At 43.6% G+C, this 17981-nt stretch carries 14 protein-coding genes, 1 pseudogene and 1 riboswitch; of the genes and pseudogenes, 2 read left to right on the forward strand and 13 right to left on the reverse strand.

All coding sequences use genetic code 11. From position 1 onward, the window contains the following. Positions 1-76 precede the first annotated feature (76 nt). Together FED51_RS17520 and FED51_RS17525 are read left to right on the forward strand one after the other, a co-directional pair. A complete protein-coding gene (locus tag FED51_RS17520; RefSeq protein ID WP_053430348.1) occupies positions 77-1090 on the forward strand; it encodes a M23 family metallopeptidase in 1014 nt (337 codons plus the stop codon). A gap of 437 nt (positions 1091-1527) precedes the next feature. Then, positions 1528-2107 (forward strand): annotated as a pseudogene (locus tag FED51_RS17525) (transposase); the annotation flags it as partial. A 125-nt stretch (positions 2108-2232) separates the two neighbouring features. On the opposite strand, the gene FED51_RS17530 reads toward FED51_RS17525, so the two are convergent. The 13 genes from FED51_RS17530 to FED51_RS17590 form a co-directional block, all read right to left on the reverse strand. Then, positions 2233-2337 carry a methionine/alanine import family NSS transporter small subunit gene (locus tag FED51_RS17530; protein WP_010899576.1) on the reverse strand — a complete coding sequence of 35 codons (105 nt, stop codon included), beginning with the start codon at positions 2335-2337 and terminating at the stop codon, positions 2233-2235. Continuing rightward, positions 2334-3851 (reverse strand): sodium-dependent transporter, encoded by a 1518-nt coding sequence (locus FED51_RS17535; RefSeq protein WP_053430347.1) that lies wholly within the window; start codon positions 3849-3851, stop codon positions 2334-2336. Before FED51_RS17535 ends, FED51_RS17530 begins: the two co-directional genes overlap by 4 nt. 416 nt (positions 3852-4267) lie before the next feature. Further along, entirely contained in the window at positions 4268-5434 is a 1167-nt protein-coding gene (gene mmsB / locus FED51_RS17540) for a multiple monosaccharide ABC transporter permease (RefSeq protein WP_053430346.1), read from the reverse strand. Continuing rightward, positions 5421-6968, reverse strand: coding sequence for a multiple monosaccharide ABC transporter ATP-binding protein (gene mmsA, locus FED51_RS17545; protein ID WP_053431922.1), 1548 nt, complete (start codon positions 6966-6968; stop codon positions 5421-5423). The genes mmsB and mmsA overlap by 14 nt, the downstream gene beginning before the upstream one ends. A 100-nt stretch (positions 6969-7068) precedes the next feature. Continuing rightward, positions 7069-8148, reverse strand: coding sequence for a multiple monosaccharide ABC transporter substrate-binding protein (chvE, locus tag FED51_RS17550; RefSeq protein ID WP_053430345.1), 1080 nt, complete (start codon positions 8146-8148; stop codon positions 7069-7071). A gap of 297 nt (positions 8149-8445) precedes the next feature. Then, entirely contained in the window at positions 8446-9663 is a 1218-nt protein-coding gene (locus FED51_RS17555; RefSeq protein ID WP_053430344.1) for a response regulator transcription factor, read from the reverse strand. Positions 9664-9677: 14 nt separating this feature from the next. Further along, entirely contained in the window at positions 9678-11486 is a 1809-nt protein-coding gene (locus tag FED51_RS17560) for a sensor histidine kinase (protein WP_053431921.1), read from the reverse strand. 13 nt (positions 11487-11499) lie between these two features. Next, on the reverse strand, positions 11500-12507 hold the full coding sequence (locus tag FED51_RS17565; protein WP_053430343.1) for a substrate-binding domain-containing protein: 1008 nt from the start codon (positions 12505-12507) through the stop codon (positions 11500-11502). Between the two features lie 347 nt (positions 12508-12854). Beyond that, positions 12855-14405, reverse strand: a complete 1551-nt coding sequence (locus FED51_RS17570) for a Na+/H+ antiporter NhaC family protein (protein WP_053430342.1) — start codon at positions 14403-14405, stop codon at positions 12855-12857. Positions 14406-14552: 147 nt separating this feature from the next. Beyond that, positions 14553-14728, reverse strand: a riboswitch (Lysine riboswitch). An 81-nt stretch (positions 14729-14809) separates the two neighbouring features. Then, on the reverse strand, positions 14810-15301 hold the full coding sequence (locus FED51_RS17575) for a dihydrofolate reductase (RefSeq protein WP_138090770.1): 492 nt from the start codon (positions 15299-15301) through the stop codon (positions 14810-14812). Next, the gene (locus FED51_RS17580; protein WP_138090773.1) at positions 15298-16092 is read right to left on the reverse strand and encodes a thymidylate synthase; all 795 of its coding nucleotides are present in this window, start codon (positions 16090-16092) and stop codon (positions 15298-15300) included. The genes FED51_RS17575 and FED51_RS17580 overlap by 4 nt, the downstream gene beginning before the upstream one ends. A 120-nt stretch (positions 16093-16212) precedes the next feature. Then, positions 16213-16506: a YunC family protein gene (locus FED51_RS17585; protein WP_407901439.1), complete on the reverse strand. Its 294-nt coding sequence runs from the start codon at positions 16504-16506 to the stop codon at positions 16213-16215. A gap of 76 nt (positions 16507-16582) precedes the next feature. Next, positions 16583-17971 carry a bifunctional metallophosphatase/5'-nucleotidase gene (locus tag FED51_RS17590; protein WP_053430339.1) on the reverse strand — a complete coding sequence of 463 codons (1389 nt, stop codon included), beginning with the start codon at positions 17969-17971 and terminating at the stop codon, positions 16583-16585. Positions 17972-17981: the final 10 nt, after the last annotated feature.

Consider the following 17981-nt stretch of genomic DNA (forward strand, 5'->3'; position numbering starts at 1 on the left):
GTTCCAAACTAGAAAGGACCATGAATTTGACCAATAGAACGGGAATGGTGGAATCTAGAAAGGAGCTTACCGTAGGATGAAAAGAATCGCAATTATTTTGCTCACGTTAACGTCAATCCTCTTCGTTCAGCACGTTCCCGAAGGATTGGCAAAGGCATCGAACGAATTGTCCCTCGAGCAAAAATATGAACAACGGCTTACGCTTTATGAAAAAATGGAGGCTATTACAAATGTGCCCTGGTATTATCTTGCCGCCGTTGACACATATGAACGGGGGTTACGCCGCGCCCAAAAAGACCGACCTGCTGAAGAAGGTCTTATCGCTATTTATTTCTCACCACAGCAATGGGTTGGCCCGCTAAATCCAGATTTAGAAGATACGAATCCACTCTCAATCAGCATGTTTAATGGGGTGGGCTTAGACGGAAATGGTGATGGAGTCGCAGATCGTAACAATGATGAAGACGTGCTATATACCTTTGCTCGCTATTTAGAATCATACGGCTTCAAAGAGGAAGACTTTCGCATCGCTCTATGGGAATATTATCAGCGAGAGCAATCGGTAAATATTATTTACGGTCACGCAAATGTGTACAAAACGTTTAAAACATTGGATTTAGATGACCATACATTCCCCCTTCCCCTTCATCATAATTACAGCTATCGAAGCACTTGGGGTGATCGGCGGGGCTGGGGTGGCCGACGTATCCATGAAGGTACCGATATTTTTGCCAACTACAACGTTCCCGTCATGGCAACCGCATATGGAATTGTCGAGATTAAGGGATGGAACAAATACGGTGGATGGCGAATTGGAGTTCGTGACTTGGATAACGTCTACCATTATTACGCCCACCTCAGTGGATTCGAAAAAGGGGTGGAAAAAGGAACAGTGGTTGCTCCTGGGGATGTTATAGGATATGTCGGAAGCTCTGGCTATGGAAAACCAGGTACTCAAGGCAAGTTCCCGCCACATTTGCACTACGGCATGTACCGAGACAACGGATATACTGAATGGTCCTTTGACCCTTATCCTTCCTTAAAGAGTTGGGAACGGAAGGCGTATCAGGAACGAAAAAAGAAGAAATAAGCGCCGGTTTAAAAACATAGGGAGATTGGACTGAAGCAACGAAGAGAAAGGAATACGATGAGCTCGCGAAAACCGACGTTGCTTTTCTTTATTATATTGACAAAGGACTGCCTCAAAAGATAGACTTTTGAAGCAGCTCCTTTGCTTATTTGTTCGAAATGGCGACTTGGCGGACGCTTTCACCACAGGCACAAGTGCAACATCGACTCACGCACACTTTGTTTGCATTCGTCGTGTTTTCTTTGCCGCGGGCAACGCTCCAGCTTCCTCGAGAACCCCACTCTCGGCGATCTTCCGCTGTTGCTTTTCCCGCAGGAGTCGCCGCCTGTCGCTCGTTCGACTCCCATTAACGCGCGAAAGAACATATAAAATAAGTCGCCCGATCGTTTAAAATGAAGGTACCTCTACCAAAATTCAAACGAAAGAAGGCGATTTTTTTGCGTAACCAAACGGCTACTTATCAGCAACATACCATGATCAACTCGTGCTTCCTGTGGATTTTTCCGATCACATTCAAGAGAACCATATGGCACGTGTGGTAAATGACATGGTCGAACCGTTGGATGATCAGCTATTGGACGAGGTGTACAAAGGGGGCGGTCGTCCTGCGTATCACCCGAAAATGATGACGAAAATCCAATTGTATGAGTACAGCAAAGTAGTTTTCGTGTCGTGCGATCGCCAAGGCTTTGACTGAACACCTTTCGATGATGTGGCTCGCCGCCAGACAGACACCCGACTTCCGGACGATTAATCATTTCGCTCGGAGCGATTGAAACCGTTGATTAACACATTGTTTTCGGGATTGACGCATCTTTTGATCACGGAAGGCTACGTCGATGGATCATCGTACTTTCTGGATGGGACGAAAATCGAAGCGAACGCCAATAAGGATACATTTGTTTGGAAAAAGAGTTCCAAAAGTATGAAGAGAAAAAAAAGCGTATCTCCAGTGAAACGTTTCAAGCCGGCGTCAGATCCGTGGAACAGGAACTCACCAAAAGAGACGAACAGATCGACAGACCAGAAGGAACCAACTAAAACACATCAACACAAAAATTAGGAGAACCGCATCAAACGGTTCTCCCGATTTTATGTTTTAAGGTGCTTTTGGAACAGCCCTTTGTTGCTAAAAACGTCTGTTATTTTGCCCGTGATGCTTTTCTTGCATGTAAAATGCTAAGGGCCAATCCTCCCCAAATGATGACCATACCGGTAATCATCATAATAATGGCGCTCACACTCATGAAAAATCAGCTCCTTTTTCTTGATCTTCAGATGGAACCTCCAGATCACCAGCTTTCCATTTCGTTAATGAAAGGATGAAGCCGACAATGATCGCGCCTACCGCTACACCCCAACCACTATAAAGGAGGAAGCTCGTCGGATAACCTTCATAATTTTCGCTAATGGAATTAATGATGTTTTGCACCGCCATATAGCCAAGCACGATCGGTGTGATGACCCCTAAGCAAACCTTCCACCATGTACCTGTGCGAAGATCAGACACTTCGTTTCCGTGCTTTTGTAGCGGATTAAGCTGCTTGAAGAACCACGAAACAGCAACAACCGATACAAGACCTGCTAACGCCACACCAAAGCTGTTAATGAAGTGATCTGCAGCATCAAGTAGGAAAAGTCCACCTTGTGTCGCAAAGAGAAGGGAGATTAGCGCGGACAACCCTCCACCAAAAAGAACCGCCTTTGTCCGTGAAATCTTAAATTTATCTTGCAGCGCCGATACAAACGTTTCAACAATCGAAATTAGCGATGATAACCCGGCAAAGACTAGTGATGCAAAGAACAAAAATCCGAAAAGTCCATTTAGTCCAGGCAAGGAGTTAATGATTTGCGGGAAGACCACAAAGGCTAGCCCGATCCCTCCTGCGGCTACTTCTCCAACAGTCGTTCCTGCTTGAGTGGCCATAAATCCTAACACGGCAAAAACCCCAATACCTGCTAACAATTCAAACCCAGAGTTACTAAAACCAGCAATGAACGCGTTGTTGTTGACGTCAGCCTTTCGTGGTAAATAGCTGGAGTACGTAATCATAATCGCAAAGGCGATCGACAAGCTAAAGAAAATTTGCCCGTATGCTGCGACCCACACCCCAGGTGAGAGAATTTCTGACCAATCTGGTTTGAAGAAAGCGTCTAATCCGATAGCGGCTCCTTCAAGGGTAACTGCACGAATGACGATAATTAAAAACATAATGACCAATGTTGGAATAAAAATCCGGTTAGCCAGCTCGATCCCTTTCTTAACCCCGGCAAATAATACACCTAATGCAACAATCCAGACTAATACTAACGGGATGAAGACGCCCGGTACTAACGATCCGATCTGTCCTGGATCAACGTCGAGCTTCAAATACTCACCAAACAAAAATCCACCTGTATCCTCGCCCCAGCTTAAGTTGATGGCAAAGACAGAATAGGACATTGCCCAAGCGATAATGACGGCATAATATGTGGCAATGACAAAGGAAATCGCGACTTGCCACCACCCGATCCATTCTGCTTTTTTGTTCATGCGCGCATATGATAATGGCGCTGAACCGCGGTATTTTTGTCCAATCGTAAACTCCATGATTAGTAATGGAATCCCTGCTGTTAACAATGCAAATAAATAAGGTATGAAAAATGCCCCACCGCCGTTTTCATAGGCAACATAAGGAAAGCGCCAAATGTTTCCTAATCCGACAGCGGATCCAACAGCAGCCAAGATAAACCCGGCTCTTGTTCCCCATTGTTCTCTCATTTTCTTTACTCCTTTCGTAACAGAAATATTATTCTTTCAAAAATAAGTATATTCAGAAAATTCAACCGTTAGTATATGCTAGGATAATTTTCTTCTGCCCTTACAAGTTAGATCCCTTTGTAGCAGAGCCTTTAAATTATCCAGAGCTTGTCCTTTCTCACCCCTTCTTTGTTCTTGATTGACGGGCTATCTTATTATAATGTCTAAAAAGATCAGTTGTAAAGGTATTTTTCGAAAATTTATATATATCCAAATAGTTTGTTTGTCCTAATCATCCGGTATTAATCATCCAATTTTGATGGCATTATGGGGTAAAAGTTGATAACAGAGGGCCTCGACACAGTCACTACTCTTCCTTGAAACAATAAAAGTTAAAGAAGCTCTTATCGCACATAACGACAAGAGCTTTGTTTACGTCATTTTGCTTTGTTTCGATTATAAATGTCAAAACCGACCGCAGCTAGCAGAACGAGTCCTTTAATGGCTTGTTGCCAGTCTATACTAACCCCAAGTAATGACATTCCGTTGTTCATAACCCCCATTACGAGCCCCCCAACAACAGCACCGACAATCGTCCCGACTCCTCCGGCCATTGAAGCTCCACCGATAAAAGCAGCAGCAATCGCATCAAGCTCAAACATCGTACCGGCTCTCGGGGTTGCTGAGTTTAGGCGGGCGGCGTAAATTAATCCTGCCATGGCCGATAAAAAACCCATGTTAACAAAAACCCAAAACGTCACTCGCTTCGTCTTGACACCGGATAACTCTGCGGCTTTTTGATTTCCTCCTGTTGCATAAATGTGGCGTCCGATCACCGTTTTATTCATGACAAACGAAAAGAGAACAATAAGCACAAAAAGAATCACAAGAATATTTGGAATCCCTCTATAAGAAGCTAAGACAAACGTAAAAATGTTAATAATCGCTACCATTCCGATCAATTTTGCGATAAAAAACCCTTTGGGAAGTACCATAAATTGATTGTTTATCTGGACTCGTCGTTCTTTAAGCTCGCTAAAGATAACAAACAGAGAAAGCACCACACCGATCAACATCGTTAATGTATGATAAGAGGCCAATCCTAAAAAAGGGATATCAGGTAGGAATCCTGAACTAATCAAGATAAATTCAGGTGGATAGGGGGACTTTGATTGACCGCCTAACACGACCATCGTCAGCCCTCTAAATAGAAGCATGCCGGCCAATGTGACGATAAAAGACGGCATTTTTAAGTAAGCAATAAAAAATCCGTGCCATGCACCGATAAGAGCACCCAGCAATAAGCAGATTAGTACAGCAAGAGCTGTAGGAAGCTGCATATCAATCATTAAAATGGCCGCAATTGCCCCAACAAAAGCACAGACGGAACCAACGGACAAATCGATATGCCCCGCAATAATCACCATCACCATACCGATCGCAAGAACTAAAATATAACTGTTTTGCAAAATTAAATTTGTTACATTTAGTGGGCGTAACAAAATTCCGTCGGACAACACGCTGAATAACAAAATGATAAACATAAGCGCGACGATCATCCCATAGGAACGCATATTATTTTTTAAAAGTTCAGCTAACTTCATGCCCATTTCCTCCTGTCCTCGTCATGTACTTCATTAAGATCTCTTGATTGGCCTCTTCTCGAGTAACCTCCCCAGTTATTCGACCTTCACATAGTGCGTAAATCCGATCGCTTAAACCGAGTAGCTCCGGAAGCTCTGAAGAAATAACCAGAACGGCTTTGCCTTGGGCAGCCAACTCATGAATGACACTATAAATCTCGTATTTCGCCCCTACATCGATTCCCCGAGTGGGCTCATCCAATATCAAAATGTCAGGCCCTGATAAGATCCATTTACTTAAAACGACCTTTTGTTGGTTGCCACCACTTAAATTTCCCGTTTTCTGGTCAATGCTAGGGGTACGGATGTTCATTTTTTTTCGGAAGTCCTCAGCTTCTTTTACTTCTCGTGTTTTATCAACGACACCGTTTTTTGATAGCTTCTCTAAGCTCGTTAAGGAAATATTGTGTTTAATATCATCGATTAAAATCAATCCATAGGTTTTACGATCCTCGGTTACATAGGCGAGACCGTGATCAATGGCATCCTTTACTGAATGGACCGTTATTTCTTTTCCATCCTTTATCAGCTGACCGCGAATGTTCTTTCCATAAGATTTACCAAAGATGCTCATCGCTAGCTCGGTCCTTCCAGCCCCCATTAAACCTGCAACCCCAACAATTTCCCCTCGTTTCAAGTAAAGGTTAACATCTTTGATTAGCGACCGATCTGGATGGAGCGGGTCGTCCACGTGCCAATGGTTCACTTCGAAAATCACGTCGCCAATCTTTGGCTCCCGCGGCGGAAACCGGTTCTCGAGGTCTCGTCCGACCATTCCTTTAATGATCCGATCCTCTGTTACTTCTCCGCTCTGTAGCGACAGTGTTTCAATCGATTGACCGTCTCTCAAAATCGTTAAATGATCTGCCACATACAATATTTCATTTAACTTATGAGAAATGATGATCGACGTCATTCCTTGCTTCTTAAACTCCAGCAGCAAATGTAATAAATTTTGACTATCTTCTTCATTCAAGGCGGCGGTCGGTTCATCAAGAATGAGTAGCTTCACTTTCTTAGACAATGCTTTAGCAATTTCCACAAGCTGTTGCTTACCGACCCCGATGTTCATTGCTAACGTTCTCGGCGAATCAGATAATCCGACTTTTTTTAGCAGTTTCGCTGCCTCAGTAATCGTTTGATTCCAGTCAATCACTCCATTCTTCGCTAGTTCATTCCCTAAAAAAATATTTTCTGCGATCGATAATTCGGGAACTAAGGCTAGCTCCTGGTGAATAATAACGATTCCGAGCTGTTCGCTTTCTTTAATATCCTTAAATTGACAAACTCTACCTTCAAATAAAATATCGCCCTCGTACGTCCCATGGGGATAAACACCGCTAAGTACTTTCATTAACGTAGACTTTCCCGCTCCGTTTTCACCTACTAATGCATGAATCTCCCCTTGTTCGACTTTCAGATTAACGTTATTTAGTGCCTTCACACCAGGAAAGGCTTTCGTTATGTTCCGCATTTCCAACAAACAATTAGGCATGTTCATCACCTACTTCCTTGGCTGTTTTCATATCACAGATCGTGAAACAACGATTTAGTGATAGACTTAACTACCACTAAATCGCTCCGATCTTCACTCTTCACTCTTCAAAATCACTCTCATCATAGTACCCGCTGCCGACTAACACTTCTTTGTAGTTGTTAATGTCAACTGAAATAGGTTCTAGCAGATACGATGGTACAACTTTTATCCCGTTTTCGTAGGTTTCCGTATCATTCACCTCAGGCTCTTCCCCTTTTAATACAGCATCCACCATCTCTACCGCTTTTCCTGCCAGCTCACGTGTATCTTTAAAAATCGTCTGTGTTTGCTCCCCTGCAATAATGGAAGCAATCGATGGACGTTCCGCATCCTGACCTGTAACGACTGGCATTGGCAAATCTCCTGAGCCATAACCGACTCCTTTTAACGAGGAAATAATGCCTATGCTAATACCGTCGTATGGAGATAAAACAGCATCTAATGTTTTGTCTGTATAGAAGCCGCTTAGTAAATTATCCATACGCTCTTGGGCGAGAGATCCGTCCCATCTTAAAGTGGCCACTTGTTGAAAATCGGTCTGCCCACTTTGGACAACGAGCTGTCCGTTGTCAATGTACGGCTGGAGTACAGACATGGCACCATCAAAGAAGAAATACGCGTTGTTATCATCAGGTGAACCGGCAAACAACTCAATGTTAAACGGACCTTCTCCTTCATCAAGACCTAGATACCCTTCAATGTACTCCCCTTTTAAAACGCCTACTTGGTAATTATCAAACGTAGCATAGTAACTTACATGCTCACTATTACGAATCAAGCGGTCGTACGAGATGACGGGAATTTCCATAGAATGAGCTAACTCAAGCACCTCGGTTAATGATTCTCCATCGATTGCAGCAATGACGAGAGCATCTACACCCCTTGTGATCATATTTTCAATTTGATCGATCTGATTTTCGATCACATCTTCCCCGTACTGCAAGTTGGTTTCGTACCCTAACGCTTCAAATTGCTCTACCATGTTGTTTCCATCAGCAATCCATCGTTCTGAAGACTGTGTAGGCATAGATATCCCAACGGTTCCACTACCGTCTCCACTAGCTCCTTCACCGCCACACGCCGTGAGTACTAATACAGTAAGGTAAAGAATGGAGCCCCATAGCCATTTCTTCTTCATGTACGTTTCCCCCTTAGAAATTGGAATCTTTCGTATATGGTCATTCTAATGAAAGCGCTGTCATAAATCTTTGCAATATTTTTTAAATTTTTATAACTTCTTTAACTTATCGTTCCTGTGAATGGGACAAAATACAGTTCATAATGGGGGTGATTGTTCAAAATACACTCGCTTGTCGCAGGCGTCTCGTTATGCGTATACAACAAAAAAAGGTTCGGATCCTTTTGTTTTGAAAGTCCGAACCTTTTTTTATAGTTGTCCCAGCCGCTCTTGAAACAGTTATATTACTGCTAAAGCCTACTTCTGCCGGGAGACAACCTTTCCTTTTCGATACCTGTTAGGGGAAACGCCCATCACCTTCTTGAACGCTGTACTGAAGTAATGCTGCGTTTCGTAGCCTACCTTTTCCGATATTTCATTGATTGTTAAATTGGTGGAATGCAATAATTGAATTGCACGCTTTATCCTTAGTTTCGTTAAAGCATGTGTAAAGGTAATCCCTAATTGTTCTTTAAACAACCGACTTAAATAGGCGGACGATACTTGCAAAGAGTCAGCCACTGTTTCAAGACTTAAACTGGATTGATAAAAATGGGCATTCATATATTGTTCGGCTCTTTTCACAATTTGTGAAACCTCAACTAAGTTGTATACTTTTTCTTTGCAGCGTTGAAATGATTGGGGAAGGTCACAAAGCTCTCCCGTTAAGCGCTCATAAGATTGGACGACCATCAGCTGTAAGGTTTCTTGAACCTTTTGTTCCAATTGTGTAAACAGCTCCTCCTCTACCTCTCCCCATAAAATAAAATAGATGAAACCCTCCACTTGATTTGACGCTTTCACATAAGAAGAACCGTTGAAAAAACGTACAACCTCTTGCTCGAAGGCACGGAATAGCTCTTGTCCCTCAAGGTCAGACATAAAGGATTGAGCCGGCTGTAACTCTGGACAGCGGATAACGCCAATAAAAGAAGGCAATGTATCGGGTAGCTGTAAAAACGACAACTGTTCAGCCACCTCTTCGTTCGTTAAGGCCCCCATCACCCAATTAGAACAAAATTGCTCCCTAAGCAGCGTGATGTTTTTCTCTAACTGTTTTGCTGTAAAGGTCTCTTCCCTTTTTCGATTTTGCCCCTCTGTTAACTCAATGCATACCTTTTTTAACACTTCATAAAGCTGATCCGCGTCTACAGGTTTAATGATATAGTCAACAACACTTAAGCGAATCGCCTCTTGGGCATACACAAACTCATCATGTCCTGTAATAATGATCACTTTGCAATGAGGCAAAGCGGTCCGAAGCTGTTTTATTAATGTAAGACCATTCATAATTGGCATATTCAAGTCTGCAAGTAAGATGTCGACTTGGTGTTCAAGTGCGAGCTCTAGTGCTTCTTCTCCGTCCTCCGCTTCAGCGACAACGGTTAACTGAAGCTCGCTCCAATTAATCGCATCTCTTATTCCTTCCCGTATAATGATTTCATCGTCCGCAATCAATACGTTCCATGAATCCATCATGCTCCCCCTTTTTATGCCCTCTTTGTCTCTACTCCACCCTCAAGGATCGGGTGGAAAATTGTAACAACTGTCCCTTCATTAAACACACTGTCAATTTTTACGCCGTACGGTTCACCGAACGTCAACCTTAAGCGCGCATGAACATTAATTAACCCATACCCCTTCGTTAACCGCTGTCCACCCTCCTTATCCCCTTTCTCCAAAAAGAGGTTTACATTTGTCCTTAATTGCTGCAACGTTTCTGGCTTGATTCCTTTTCCGTTATCTCGAATACGAATGATGAGCATATCGTTTTCCCGTTCAGCTTCAATCGTGATCAAGCCAGGGCCACGTCTTTCTTTAATCCCATGGTAAATAGCATTTTCTACGATCGGCTGTAAAACGATTTTTAAAATGGACAAATGCTCCATATTACTTGGCATAACTAACGAATAGTTCAGTTTATTTTTGTAGCGGACCGACTGAATTTGCAGGTAATTTTTAATATGCTCGATTTCATCAACTAACGGGATAATCGTCCCCCCCTTACTTAAGCCAATTCGAAATAATTTCGAGAGTGCTCCGACTAGATCGGCTACATCTGAAGCATTTTTTTTGCGTGCCATCCATTGAATCGTATCCAGTGTGTTGTACAGAAAATGCGGTATAATGTTCGCTTGGAGACTGTGCAGCTCCGCCTCACGCTTTTTCCGTTCTTGGCGTTCTGTTAAGGAAATTAGCTTACCAATTTGCTCAATCATCGTGTTAAAACTACGGCCCAGACGGCCAACCTCATCTTGCTCCTCCCCTTCATATCGACTCGTTAAGTCCCCCGATTCTGCCTTTTGCATCGCAAGCATCAATTGATTAATCGGGCGAGAGATCGTATAAGATAAAAAGTAGGAAGCAGTAATTCCGACAAAGCAGACAAAAAAAACGAACGTAACGACATAGAATAAAATTTGCTGTACTTCTTCTACCGATTGATCTGTTGAAAAAACACCAATCAACGTCCATCCCGTAAACGCTGATTGCTGATACATTAATTGATAACGTTCTCCTTCTACTTCCTCAGTGAAAATTCCATAGTTTTGTGAAAAACGGTGATCAAAAGATTGTTCATACATGATTGATGGCGCAGGAGAATAAATAGGATCACCCTTTTGATCCACCACCATTAAATAGCCTGATTTCCCTAACCGCACATCACGAACAGCTTCCTCGATCACTCGAAGCTTCAAATCAATTAAAATGACGCCTTTTTCTTCACCAGTAGTTGAATCGATAATGGCACGTACGACTGTCACTACTTCATCTTCACGATAATGAACATGTGATGTAATTCGTCTCCCTTGTGGCTTGCCAATTAATTTAGCAATCCCTTTATTTTCAACGGCTTGGCGATACCAGCTTTCTTGATTCAAATTAAAGGATGACCTTGTATATAGCTCATTGCTTAAATAGTCTCCTTGTTGATTGACTACTAAAATACCTGCGATTTCAGGATATAAGGTCGTAAAGTTTTGCAAAAATTTAGATATCTCATATTCTTCGTCTGGTCCTAAGTGTTCTAGCGTTCCATCGAGAAACTGTTGAATATTGGAGTGAAGCGAAATAAAATACGTCATATTTTGGACGTTTTCAATGTGTGCTTCAATCGTGCTGTTTACTTTATCAATAAGCTGTAATGTATTTTCGTTTACCTGCTGTTCAATAATCCGATCAACTGCCCAGCCAACGAGCACCGCTAATAATAGAGAAGGTAATATACTAATAAGTAAAAAGTGAATCACAAGCTTAAAACGTATCGGTAAGCTATTTAGTTTTGCTAGTTTATGCATCATACTGCTTCACCTAATCCGCATAATAGTAATCAACATTTTCATCTGTCACGATCGTAATACCAGTATCCACATATAACGGTAATGGGGCTTCCTCTCGTGTCTGGAGAATTTGCGGTTCTGTAAGCCCATGATGGAGGTGAAATAAATAGGTTAACGACCAATATCCCATGTTCCACGTGCCTTGTGCCAGAGTGGCAGAGATAATGCCTTCGTCAACTAAATCAAGCGTTCCCTTATCCGTATCAAAACTAATAATTTGAATTTCTCCGGCTCTACTTTCTAGACGAACCGCATCACCAACTCCAACGCCCCCGTTAGCCTCAGTGGCAAAGATACCTACCAGATTCGGATAATCCTCTAGCAATTGATGGGCCACCCTTCGAGAGTGAAGACTATCTCCCCTACCATCTTCAACTGCAACCACTTCTATTGCAGGGAATTCCGCTTCCAACGTCTCCTTAAACCCAGTCGTACGTTCTTGATGATTCAATTGATTCGGAAGAGTAATGACCGCTACTTCACCTTCTCCATCTAACAGTTCAGCCATTTTATAGGCCGCATTCATTCCTGCATTATAATTATTCGTCCCTAAAAAGGAATGAGCGTGACTGTCAGGGGCACCTGAATCAAACAACACGATCGGAATACCTGCATCGACAGCTTTATTGATCGTATCCGTAAGCTCCACTGGGTCAATTGCTGAAATGGCAATACCCGCAGGATTTTTGGCAATCGCTTGCTCTAATACAGTAATTTGCTCTTGAATATCATATTGGGCAGCTCCCCGATACTCAACCGTCACATTTAATGCTTGGGCCGCATCTTCAAAGCCCTTTAAACACCTTTTCCAATAATCCATCCCGGATTGAAAGGTGATCATCATATACGTTTCATTCAGATCCCCTTGTAACCCGCGAGTATCCCAAGGGTTGGCAACTGGTTCCTTAAAGTGAGCATGATATACATACAGCATAAACAGCCCAATAAGTGCTACATAGACAAGCAACAGCTTTTTCATCCCATGAAACCCCTTTCAAAAAATCAGTTACCGATCATTTGCCATTAGACGATCTACTAAGATTATATCATTCAACTAGATCATCATTCGTATCTATCTAGATCAAATGTCCTTCTTTATTTTTGGTCAATTGCTATGGGATTGATTGTTTCAAAATACACTCGATAGCATCAGGAGAAAGCGCCCCGATGGATCTTCAGCTCTTGCTTTTCCCGCAGGCGTCTCATGATTTAGACCATCAACCTAGAAACGTCCGTCTCGTTATACGTATACACAAAAAGGTTCGGATCATTTTATTTTGATGATCCGAACCTTTTTGATTACGTTTGGCTAGTTCGTTTTTTTCTTTAAGATGAAACTGGTTGCTTATCCGCTGCAATTCTTTTCAAAATGATCACGGAGAGAACGAGCAATCCAATCGCTACAGCGAGACCTATTAGCACACTGTTTGTCATGCCGAGGGCGAGGAACGCGATAAAGCTAATAACTGCACTAAGGATCGCGTATGGCAACTGGGTAATCACGTGATCAATATGGTGACTTCCCGCCCCTGTGGACGACAAGATTGTCGTATCAGAGATCGGTGAGCAATGGTCACCAAAGATGGCCCCAGCCAACACAGCCGCTAACATTGGCAAAATCATCGTCACATCGATTACGGCCGCCATTTCACCAGCAATCGGCAATAAAATACCGAATGTCCCCCACGATGTACCTGTGGAAAAGGCAGTCACACCAGCAATCAAAAATAGGATCGCAGGAAGCAGCATCGGTGGAATTCTCCCATCAACGAGGGACGCTAAATAGCCTCCAGTCCCGAGACCATCGATAATCCCAATTAATGTCCAAGCAAAAATCAAAATATAAATTGCCGGAAGCATCGATTTTATTCCAGCCCAGAGAGAGCCGCCTAACCCATTTGCACCTTTAACTAAATTGAGCACCAACGCCACGATAAACCCGATGAGCCCACCATACACGAGAGCTCTCGCCACATCCGTGTTTTCAAAAATCGAAAGAATAGTGACCGTTCCCTCTGTTCCTTGAATTCCGGTCGTAATCATAAATGTAACGGTCCCGATCACAAGGGCAACAATCGGCAAAATCAAGTCGGACACCCGTCCTTGCTTAACCACTTTCACTTGATCCTGTTCACCAGGAGCTGGGCCTTTCGCTGCATCTAAAAGCTCTCCCGTCTCCACAGCTTTGGTTTCATGAATCTTCATCGCGCCAACATCTAAGTTGTACCATGCAACTGCAAATACAAGACCGATGGCAACGATAGCGTAAAGGTTCATTGGCACCATCATGACAAACGCCTGCAATCCACCGTATTGCGTCACTCCATGTGTCGCCAATATCCCAGCGATGATCGTAATAATGTACGCTCCCCAGCTAGAAATCGGCGAGATGACACAGATTGGCGCTGACGTTGAGTCAACAATGTAAGCCAGCTTCGCACGTGAAACCCGATGACGGTCCGTAAGCGGGCGACTCACATTACCTACGGTTAAACTATTGAAATAATCGTCAATGAATACAATAATCCCTAACCAAAACGCTAGCAGTTGTGCGCCCACGCGAGTTTTCACCTTACGAACAGCCCATTCACCAAACGCCCGCGTTCCACCTGAGCGTGTCATAAGGGCAGCCATCATACCTAACAAAAGCAAGAAAAAGATAATGAACAATTCCCAGTCATTGATGGCTCCTTCAGTTACAAAAATGGCGCCGACGAGTTCTGCTACATGCTTAATGCTCTCAAGTATCGCAAAATCATTAAGCATGATCGCACCGACAATGATCCCAATCCCGAGCGACAGCAGCACACGCCTTGTCAAAATCACCATCACCAACGCAAGGAGCGGTGGGATCAATGACCAAATGCTCCCTTCCATATTCGTTCCTCCATTCTTCGTCGTAATGGAATCACGCTTTTCAGCGAATCCCTTCTTCTATATCTATTACCAAGGGCACAAAAAAAGAGCAATGATGAGATTGATCTCTCCCATTGCCCTTTTATCCGCACAAGGAAACCCCATCACAACGTTAGTAGTTCTCCACAGCAAAACAAGCTGTGACAGTGTTACATTTATTCAATGCAACCCCAGCAAGAAGGCGCTTGACTCACCTTCCGCTTCGGCGAGTTTTCCTTTCGGCGCTTATCCTCGTTGTCATCCTCCAAGCGCTTACTCTTAAAACCCGCTCCTCTACCCCATCTTGTGGATGAGGCACACCATCTATTCAATTAATCGTGAGTTATTCTACCATAATATATTTCATGTCGCAATGTAAATATTCGCTAGTTTTTCGCTTGACGCTCATATACTCTGAACTCATGAGGATAGACATTCTTTTCATCGACAGTGCCCGCCTCAATGGACACAAGCTCCCACTCCTGTCCATCAATCTCTGGAAAATACGTATCACCGTCAAAAACCTCATCAATGTAGGTCACATACATCCGATCCGCGTGGGGCCAAAAAGCTTTAAACAGTTCACTACCGCCAATGACAAACGTTTCGTTTTCATGTTCTGTGAGCCTTATAGCTTCATCGATAGAATGGACGATGTCAACCCCTTCGGCTGTGTATGCTTGCGATCTTGTGACGACGACGTTTCGGCGATTTGGTAACGGTTTGCCGATCGACTCATACGTTTTCCGTCCCATGATCACCGTATGTCCCGAAGTTACCCGTTTAAAATGGGCTAAATCGGCAGGGAGTCGCCACGGAAGGTCATTCTCTTTTCCAATGAGCCGATGCTTGTCCATCGCAACAATAAACGAAATCATACAGACACTTCTCCTTTTATATGAGGGTGCGGGTCATAACCGACAAGCTCAAAATCATCGAACGTGAAGTCGAACAATGAACGAACCTCTGGGTTCAAACGCATCTCCGGTAATGGTCTTGGCTCTCGCGTTAACTGTAATTTTACTTGTTCGATATGATTTAAGTAAATGTGAGCGTCACCGAACGTGTGAACAAACTCTCCTTCTTCTAAATCGCATACTTGGGCGATCATTTTTGTTAACAAGGCGTATGAAGCGATGTTGAAAGGAACGCCTAGGAAAATATCTGCACTTCGCTGATAGAGCTGACACGATAGCTTTCCGTCTTGCACATAAAATTGGAATAGGCAATGACATGGAGCTAAAGCCATATCTTCAATCTCCGCTGCATTCCAAGCACTTACGATCAATCGTCTTGAATCCGGTTGATGTTTAATCGCTTCTACGACTTGAAAAATTTGGTCGATCGTTTTCCCATTCGCGCCTTCCCATGAGCGCCACTGTTTACCATATACAGGACCGAGTTCCCCATTTTCATCAGCCCACTCGTTCCAAATTCGCACACCATTCTCTTGCAAGTAGGCGATGTTAGTCTCTCCTTTTAAAAACCAAAGCAGTTCATGGATGATCGACCGCAGGTGCAGTTTTTTCGTCGTAACAACGGGAAATCCTTCTTGGAGATCAAATCTCATTTGATAGCCAAAAACGCTGATCGTCCCTGTTCCTGTCCGATCTGATCGCTCGGTTCCATGCTCGAGAACGTGGCGGCAAAGCTCTAAATATTGTTCCATACACGATCACTCCTATGTATTCGTCTAACCTAACACGTATTATACATGATTTACTGTTAGGAGGTACGTATAAAAAGCAAAAGCGGCCCACTTGCTTCAGCGTGACCGCTTTTCCTAGTTTTATACCATTTTCAAGAGAGCGTCTCGCCCTTTCATTCCTTCCGTAATCCCACAAGCTTCTGCCTCCAATGTGACCGATTCAAGGGGAGCGTCGAGCAATTGATCGATGGTGCGAACACCGACTGCACGCCCAGCGATAATTTTTCGTTCTGCTAACTTTTCATTTAATAATGCTACATCGAGCGCCCCACACATAATGTACCCTTTCTCTGACGTGACCGCCATAAAGTTCGTTTTTGGAAGCTTCAAGGTGACAGCAAGAAACGTGTGACCTTCAATGTCAATCGGATTCATTTCTAACACCTTCGTCACTCCTTCTTCATCTCATTCCTTTATAGAATATGGGAGTTCGATGAAAGAAGTGCACATACTACCGGTGTTCGATTTTTTTCAGCTGCCACGCCAACACATCACGAAGCATTTCCGGCATGAAATACCGCTTCTCCTGAGATTCTGCAATTTTCGGAAACAAATAACCGAACGTATACATGTCTAGGGTGGCAAGCTCGTAAAGCTGCTCTTTGACAACAGGTTCGCCTGCAATTTTCACTTCCGTCACTTCCAACGTTCCGTCTCGTTCTTCACTGAGGCTGATGTCGATGCCTGTAAAAAGCATCGTTCCGAGTACTTTGCCACGAAAGCCAAATCCTTTTAGTTCAAGCTCAATGATTTCCCTAGTGTGGGCACGCCTGATCGTCTCTAAAAGGGCATCACCTGTCATTTTGACGAGGCACGGATTAATTGGGTGTGGACAAATGCGGTGAATGTCACCTACGGTTACGATGTTAGGGCCAATCGATTCAAGCAGTACACCTGCATTCATCATCCCAATATCCGCCCCGCACCATTCTGTAATCCCATCACATAATAGCTGGGCCCCTTCTGTAGGGATAAACCAGTCGACGGTCAGTTGCTGCGAAAGGTAGGCAACCTCTTGTGATAAATGCTGCTTTGCCTCCCTATTTAAATGTTCTAGCTGAAGATGAGTCGTTTGATCTGGGGCTTCTTTTTCCATATCGATCAGTTGCGCGTTGCTTTCCGCAATACAGCGGGCTTCCGTATCATACGTAAGCTCTACCTTACCAAGCCATTTGCCACCCCTGCCTGCCTGGGTAATAAGCGTGCCATACAATCGCTTTCCTTCTGGGAGAACGTGATGGGTATGAGCCCCACAAATAAGGTCAATTCCTTCATACTGCTCGGCTATTTCTTCATCTCGAAACAGCCCAAGATGGGACAGCAAAACCACAACATCGGCTTGCCCCTTAACCTCTTCAAGTAGCTGCGGCAACACCTCTTCATGACGGCGAACATCCCAGCCTAACTCGCGGTAGAATGGGGTAAAGGGAGCCGTTACACCAATCATTCCAATCGTGAGCTGCTCCGATACCGTATGAAGGACATAAGGAGTCGCCCATGCTGGCCGCATTCCATCCTCGTCAAATAAGTTGGCGACGACCACAGGGAAGGAGGCATGAGCATATAATTCATTTAAAGCTTCTTTCGAGAAAGTGATTCCTTCGTTATTTCCAATCGTCGCATAATCAATCCCTAACTCATTTAAAAGAGCAACATTTGCTTTCCCCATCGTCGCTTCTGTTATAACATGACTTCGGTCCGCATGGTCTCCTAAATCGAGCAACAGGTAAGATTCTGTTTTTTCCCGTTCTTTTTTCATGTAGGAGACAATCTGTGGCCAATACGTAAAATGGCTATGAAGATCATTCATATGATAAATCGTTAATGGTATCGTTGCCAAGAAGATGCCC

It is taken from the genome of Halalkalibacterium halodurans (genome assembly GCF_005671335.1).
Taxonomy (GTDB): Bacteria; Bacillota; Bacilli; order Bacillales; family Bacillaceae_D; genus Halalkalibacterium; species Halalkalibacterium halodurans.

Bases quoted from the DNA above. Each gene is read 5' to 3' on its own strand.
- FED51_RS17520 (WP_053430348.1), top strand. From the start codon at position 77: ATGAAAAGAATCGCAATTATTTTGCTCACGTTAACGTCAATCCTCTTC.
- FED51_RS17530 (WP_010899576.1), bottom strand. From the start codon at position 2,337: ATGAGTGTGAGCGCCATTATTATGATGATTACCGGTATGGTCATCATT.
- FED51_RS17535 (WP_053430347.1), bottom strand. From the start codon at position 3,851: ATGAGAGAACAATGGGGAACAAGAGCCGGGTTTATCTTGGCTGCTGTT.
- mmsB (WP_053430346.1), bottom strand. From the start codon at position 5,434: ATGAAGTTAGCTGAACTTTTAAAAAATAATATGCGTTCCTATGGGATG.
- mmsA (WP_053431922.1), bottom strand. From the start codon at position 6,968: ATGCCTAATTGTTTGTTGGAAATGCGGAACATAACGAAAGCCTTTCCT.
- chvE (WP_053430345.1), bottom strand. From the start codon at position 8,148: ATGAAGAAGAAATGGCTATGGGGCTCCATTCTTTACCTTACTGTATTA.
- FED51_RS17555 (WP_053430344.1), bottom strand. From the start codon at position 9,663: ATGGATTCATGGAACGTATTGATTGCGGACGATGAAATCATTATACGG.
- FED51_RS17560 (WP_053431921.1), bottom strand. From the start codon at position 11,486: ATGCATAAACTAGCAAAACTAAATAGCTTACCGATACGTTTTAAGCTT.
- FED51_RS17565 (WP_053430343.1), bottom strand. From the start codon at position 12,507: ATGAAAAAGCTGTTGCTTGTCTATGTAGCACTTATTGGGCTGTTTATG.
- FED51_RS17570 (WP_053430342.1), bottom strand. From the start codon at position 14,405: ATGGAAGGGAGCATTTGGTCATTGATCCCACCGCTCCTTGCGTTGGTG.
- FED51_RS17575 (WP_138090770.1), bottom strand. From the start codon at position 15,301: ATGATTTCGTTTATTGTTGCGATGGACAAGCATCGGCTCATTGGAAAA.
- FED51_RS17580 (WP_138090773.1), bottom strand. From the start codon at position 16,092: ATGGAACAATATTTAGAGCTTTGCCGCCACGTTCTCGAGCATGGAACC.
- FED51_RS17585 (WP_407901439.1), bottom strand. From the start codon at position 16,506: ATGAATCCGATTGACATTGAAGGTCACACGTTTCTTGCTGTCACCTTG.